General features: G+C 51.6%; 6 protein-coding genes. All 6 read right to left on the reverse strand.

The genetic code is table 11. The features are described 5' to 3' along the window. Window positions 1-29 precede the first annotated feature (29 nt). Window positions 30-1,070 (reverse strand): NADH:flavin oxidoreductase, encoded by a 1,041-nt coding sequence (locus tag PAT3040_RS10215; RefSeq protein ID WP_108992539.1) that lies wholly within the window; start codon window positions 1,068-1,070, stop codon window positions 30-32. A 90-nt stretch (window positions 1,071-1,160) separates the two neighbouring features. Then, a complete protein-coding gene (locus tag PAT3040_RS10220; protein ID WP_108992540.1) occupies window positions 1,161-1,589 on the reverse strand; it encodes a MarR family winged helix-turn-helix transcriptional regulator in 429 nt (142 codons plus the stop codon). A gap of 113 nt (window positions 1,590-1,702) precedes the next feature. Then, on the reverse strand, window positions 1,703-3,769 hold the full coding sequence (locus PAT3040_RS10225; RefSeq protein WP_108992541.1) for an Ig-like domain-containing protein: 2,067 nt from the start codon (window positions 3,767-3,769) through the stop codon (window positions 1,703-1,705). Between the two features lie 210 nt (window positions 3,770-3,979). After that, a complete protein-coding gene (locus tag PAT3040_RS10230; RefSeq protein WP_108992542.1) occupies window positions 3,980-4,720 on the reverse strand; it encodes an ABC transporter ATP-binding protein in 741 nt (246 codons plus the stop codon). After that, window positions 4,713-5,534 (reverse strand): ABC transporter permease, encoded by an 822-nt coding sequence (locus PAT3040_RS10235; protein ID WP_108992543.1) that lies wholly within the window; start codon window positions 5,532-5,534, stop codon window positions 4,713-4,715. Before PAT3040_RS10235 ends, PAT3040_RS10230 begins: the two co-directional genes overlap by 8 nt. Next, window positions 5,531-6,063 (reverse strand): nitrous oxide reductase accessory protein NosL (locus PAT3040_RS10240; protein ID WP_108992544.1); only part of this gene is annotated, 533 nt, incomplete at its 5' end. The genes PAT3040_RS10235 and PAT3040_RS10240, both read right to left, overlap by 4 nt.

A 6,063-nucleotide genomic window follows, 5' to 3' on the forward strand; every position in this document is an offset into this window, starting at 1 on the left:
GCCCATGTTGAAGCGGCTAAGCGATGGAATTAATACAAAGTTTGGAGCGCTTGAGGCGTGAATGGAATCAGCTCATCAAGGTTACCGTCTCTAATTTTTTTGACCCAAGCCGGATCTGCAAGAAGCGCTCGGCCGATCGCCACAAGATCGAATTCTTGATTCTCGAGCTTGGGAATCAGGCCATCCAAGCTGGCGTTGCCTGCACCGCTTCCCTTCGTAAAAAATGTCGAGACATCGCCGTCTAAGCCGACAGAGCCCACCGTAATGGTCGGTTTGCCGGTCAAATGTTTCACCCAGCCCGCAAAATTTAACTTGGAGCCTTCGAATTCCGGTTCCCAAAAGCGGCGTGTCGAGCAATGGAAGATATCAACCCCGGCGTCAACCAGCGGTTCGAGAAATTGCTTCAGCTCCTCCGAAGTCTCCACGAGTTTCGCCGAATAATCGCTGCCCTTCCATTGCGAGATCCGCAAAATAATAGGGAAATCGGGACCAACGGCTTCGCGGCAAGCTTTCACGACTTCTGCGGCGAAGTTCGTACGCGCGAGCAGACTGCCGCCGTAACGATCACTGCGTTGATTCGTTTTCTCCCAAAAGAACTGGTCGATCAGATATCCGTGAGCGCCGTGAAGCTCGATGCCGTCAAAACCCAGCCGTTTCGCTTCTGCCGCGGCTTTGGCGAATTCCTGCACGATACCGAGGATCTCGTCTTGGGAGTACTCGTTAACGTTGCCACGGGCGCCCATGTGCCAGATTTGCGGTACGATTTTGCCCCCTGCCTCGTGTACTTCCGATAATACGGTAGCCCAGCCGTTTAAGGCATCTTCCCCATAAAAGAACGGAACGTTCTCCTGATTACTGGAATCGGCATGATCGATGACCGTCCCCTCCGTGATGATCAACCCGACTCCGTTCTCGGCTCTGCGGCGATAATAGGCGGCGACATCCGGTCCGGGAACGCCGTTCGGCGATTTTTGACGCGTCATTGGCGCCATTACGGTCCGATTAGACAGTGAAAGCTTCCCCAGCGTAAAAGGACGGAACAGGGATTGCACAGTTTGCGTGTTAGTCATGGTTACCCTCCAATAGGCATATTCTTTATTTCTAAAAGCATGCGCATGCATATAAATTATCAAAAAGAAAAGAGCCCTGTCAAGAGGCTCTCATTTCAGAAGCTGTTGTACAAGCTTCTCCAGTTCGGTCATCGTCCCATCGCGGCGTAATTCAGCATCAAGCACATCATTTACGATAGCAAGGGCACGCTGATACTTTTGTTCGCCCGTTTCCGTAATGCGGGTATAGATGCCTCGTCGATCATTGGTGCAAGTATGCCGTTCGAGAGCGCCTACATTTGGGGCTTCCATGCGATCCACTAAACGTGACGTCGCGCTTTGGCTTAATCCCACCAACTCTTGAAGCTGCTGCAATCGCAGCTCCTTGCACTCGGAGCCGGAAACGAATTTAAGAACGTAAAATTCCTTTAAGGATATATCAAATTGCTTCAGCAGCGCTTGTTCCATCTTTTCGTTGACGCTGGAATGGATGAGGGATACGGACAGCCATAAATCCAGTCGTTCGTTGTCGTGATGCAAGATTGACCACCCCGTAAATAATTGTTGATTCCGTCGTCTTATTGTATCAAGGTTGCTCGGAATGGTCAAAATCTCGCAAAACGACTGATTTGCTCAGCTCATCATTTGTGCAATTAAACGCCGGTGAACGAAATGCTAATATCTTCGTTGCCGTTTTTGATCTGCCAACCGTTAAAGCCCGCCGCATCCGTAATGCCCGGCTTAAATGTCAGAACATAGACCTGGCCGGCCTTCAGATCATTGGACATCTTTAGCGTGACTTCGGTGACGACCGCTCCCGTGTTGTTTAATTCGTCATGGGAGATGCGAACCGCTTCTCCACCCTGCTCAGCCAAGGCAAAGGAGGTTTCATTCACGTTTTTTACCGGTTCGCTAAATAATACTTTGATCGTCGAACGGTTAATGACGACGACCTGCTTCGCGTACGGCGCTTCATTAGGAACGACAGTACCCGCGAAGGTTGTGTCGTTCTCTCCGTTTTGGGTATTCAGGGACGATACGCCCGTTACTTTTGCAGAATACACGCGGCCTGGCTGGAACAAGTTCGGATTGGAGTCGGTACTTGTTCGGAATTGGACGCTGACCACTCTGTTCGTGTCTGCTTTGCGCACAGCGTACTTGCTCCAACCGGACATCGAGACATTGGCTCCGTTATCCTTTAAAATCGTTACGACAAGCGAGCCTACGTCCGAATCCTTAATATCACGATCAAAGGAAACTTCGATTGTATTTTCATTAACCGCCGTTATGCCCTGCAGCTTCACGGGAAGGACCGGATTGGAGATGCCTCCGAACAGGAGACCGGACTTCGTATCCATGACGTTACCGGCCAGATCGGGAATGCCCGATACGGTCAAGTTGTACACGGTTTTGTCTTGTTGCGCGGAAGTCCGCAGTGTGACGGTTCGACCTTCATTGTCCAAGCTTGCCGAGACGACAGCTAATCCGGGGATGCTGTAGCGTCCGGTCTGGACCGCGATATCCCGATTGACCTTTTCGCTGAACCTAACGGTCAAGGAGGCATCTGCGTTTACCTTGAAATCCGCTTCTACGATCGTCGGCTTCGTGGCGTCCGCGCTTCCTACGATGGACAAGTCGGAACGCGTATCCATAATGTTGCCGGCCAGATCCTTAATGTTTTTGACCGTCATCGTATAACGGGTATTATCCGACTGATTGGATGTTGTAATCGTCACTTGTCTCTTATCTCCGGACAATTGCACTGCCGACAGCTTAAGTCCGCCGGAGAACGAATAATTCGAAGGATTGGTAGCTGTCGCTTGATCCAGCGCCTCCGAAAAAGTCAATACGTAGACTCGCGCCGTAATCCGATCGAATGCGGTGATCACGGGCTTTGTCATATCCGATCTCGTCGAGTTGTAAGCCCACGACTTGCCGTCGATGGTTAAGTAGTGCGTTCGATTTTCGGCCTGATACCCTGTCGTGATCAGTATCGACATGCCGTCGCCGCTTAAGGAAGAAAGCAGAATCGGGACAATGGTATTGCGATCGTCTCGCAGACTGAACCTTGAAATATCGGCGGACTCCGCCTTGGATTTCAAGTTTACTCGAACCGTCTGAACGCTAATGGCCTCGACAGACTTGACATCTAGCAGAATTCCCCAACCTGTATAAACCGCATAAACGGCATCTACGAGAACTCCGCGTGTTGCGTTAATCGTATAGTCGTTCCGATGAGCAATCCAGCCTTTGCTGAGAGCGGTTCCTACAGCAGCTTTCGCCCATGGCGATACTTTGCCTTCGAAGCCGATGTTGGAGTTAGGCGTAATATTGTTGACCTTTAGCAATACAGAGGCCAACTCCTCCACTTTCACTTTTGCCGTCGGTTCGAACCTGTTTTCGCCTTTGCCTACCATAATCCCGGCGCCTCGGACAGCTTGGATCGCTTCATACGACCATCGCGTCTTCAATACGTCGACGAAGCTTGGCGTGGATTGGGAACGAGGCAATTCAAGAAGCTTGTAGAGCACGGTCGCAAACTGCTCTCTGGACATCGTTTCGTGGAGACGTGAAGACCCATCCTCGAAGCCGCTCATGATGCCTTGATTTTTTAACACCTGGAACTTCTCTTCCGTTGTCAATGTTGCTGCGCTTGCAGTAGGGATGGCCAATCCGAACAACAAAGTTAATGCAAGCAGAGTCAGTGCTATTTTCCTCATCTTCAGGGTCCTCCTAATGGATTTCTGCTGGGACCTCGTATAATTAATAAGTCCGGTTGCGGCCGCGGTCCAGCGAGTGTACCCTCTTTAACGTTGCCATTGAGGAAAATGTTTCTGACGAATGCTGTCACATCCAAAACTAGTCATGATTCGAGTAAAATCTCTGAAATCCGAGCGATTGCTCTTCGATTGGTCTCGATGGAGGTTTTCTCATTGGCCGTGATTCCCCGACCCCGCCAAACCGAACAGTTCGCCGAACACCTTGTGCAAGCCATCGCTTCCGTAAGCGCTTCGAATGTCGGCCGTATTACCGTCCAGTACGATGCCCCCATCCTTGAGGAACACGATTCGATCGGCTAACGTCTCGGCTATGGGCAGTTGATGCGTCGAGAATAACACGGTGCTTCCACTCGCGGCAGCCCCCCGGACCAGACTTACGAACGTTTCCATCCAATAAGGATCCAGTCCGTTCGTCGGTTCGTCCATGAGGATGAGCGGCGGCTTGGCGAGCAGGGCTTGACCGAACAATACCCGTTGACGCATTCCCTTCGAGAAGGAAGTGACCGGTTTTTTGCCCGTATCGGATAACCCCACGAACGTAAGCACCTCGGCTGCCCGTTCCTTGCCAAGTCCTCTCAGCTTGGCCCAGAACGTCATCGTCTCCATCGCCGTTAACCCCGAGCTGAAGCGATAATCATCCGGCATATAGCCGATCTTCTCGGCGTAGGCCTTCCGATTCTCCTTCCAAAGGATGCCGTCAACCGTAATGGATCCGCTTGTCGGCAGCATGATGCCGGCCAGCATGCGAAGCAGCGTGCTTTTGCCGGCTCCGTTGCCTCCGCATAAGGCTACCGCGCTTCCACGTCCAATGTTTAAGTTCATAGCTTCGATGACCGTTTTGTTTTTATAGGCTTTGTGAACGGAGTTGAACCTTACCAGCTCTTCAGCCACGACCGCGCCTCCTCTCCCACAGCACATAGGAAACGGTGAATAGAATACTAATCCAGAGTAACGAGATGCCGGCAAACGCCGGAGTTCCCCAAGGCTGCAGGATCCACTTCACCCACTTGTAATATTCGGGACCCAACGTAGAGCCTCCGCCTAACTTCACGACGGTGAACAATCTGGTCAATTCCGCCGGATTAAGAAAGACGAGCGCGGTTACTGCCGGCTTAATCCAGAGATAGGGCAACATGCCGAGTACGGCGATCAGCAGCGACGGCCAGGCAATAATGGCGAAAAACCAGACACCGACGGCCGCTGTAAGCGCCTGCCATCGGTTCCGAGAGAGCGTGCCGATCAACAGCGCGATGGCTAGGAAAAATAAGGATAATAGCGCAGCGAAAATCAGCAATCGCCCATAAGTAGCCAAGTCGAATCCTCCGCCAAACATGGAGCCGGCGAGCCCCGATAATCCGAAGCCTGCGGCAACAATCGTGAGAAGCACGATGGCAAGCCCGATATATTTGCCGAGCAGGTACGCTCCCGTCCCCAGCGCGTAAGTAGACAGCAGCTCCCAGTTGCCCTCCTCCTTGTCGCCGGTAAGCGAGAAGGAACCTAACATCAGGGCCATCAAAGGCAACAGGTAAATAGCCAGATTCAGCATCGTGCCGCTCACGCCGGAATAGCCGCTTACATAACCTTGCAGAATGATCAAGAGTAGGCTGAACATGAATAGTGTAAAAAGGGCCATAAACGAATAGGCCCATGGATTTCGAAATCCGATTTTCACTTCTCTTGCCGCAACATGCCTCAGAAGATTCACGAAGCGTGTCCCCCGCCATCATGAGTGCCGCTCTCCTCAACATGTCCATGCTCTTCTTTCCCGTGAGTATCAGACTCGCCATGCCCTTGATCATCGGAATGATCGTGACCGTGCATCTCCATCATTTCATGGTTAACCGCCCAGGAATGGCTGGCAAGATCATCTGCGGACATCAGCGTTCCTTTGCCTTGCTCAGCGATATAAGCCTTGGCATCCTCTTCCTTCTCGAACGATACGATGCCGTAGGCCATCGGTGTTTGAAAAGTAGGATCATAAGCATAATAGGATTTCTCGTAACGCAGCCACTGCTTGGAGTCGAAATCGCGCACAAACGCAGCGCCGATCGTTTCCGTTCCGTTTTCCTTCTTCCAAGTGTTTAAACAGCCGATATCGTCGAATTTGAGCGACTGGCCGTCCTTCGTTATGATTTGCGTCGCATATTGATCATCCTTGATTGCCATCTTGCAGATGACGCATACATCCGTCTCTTCGTTAATGGCTTGCGCCTCGTATTTCTCTCCGCCGCAAG

It is taken from the genome of Paenibacillus agaridevorans (assembly GCF_003112455.1).
In the GTDB taxonomy this organism is placed as follows: Bacteria; Bacillota; Bacilli; order Paenibacillales; family Paenibacillaceae; genus Pristimantibacillus; species Pristimantibacillus agaridevorans.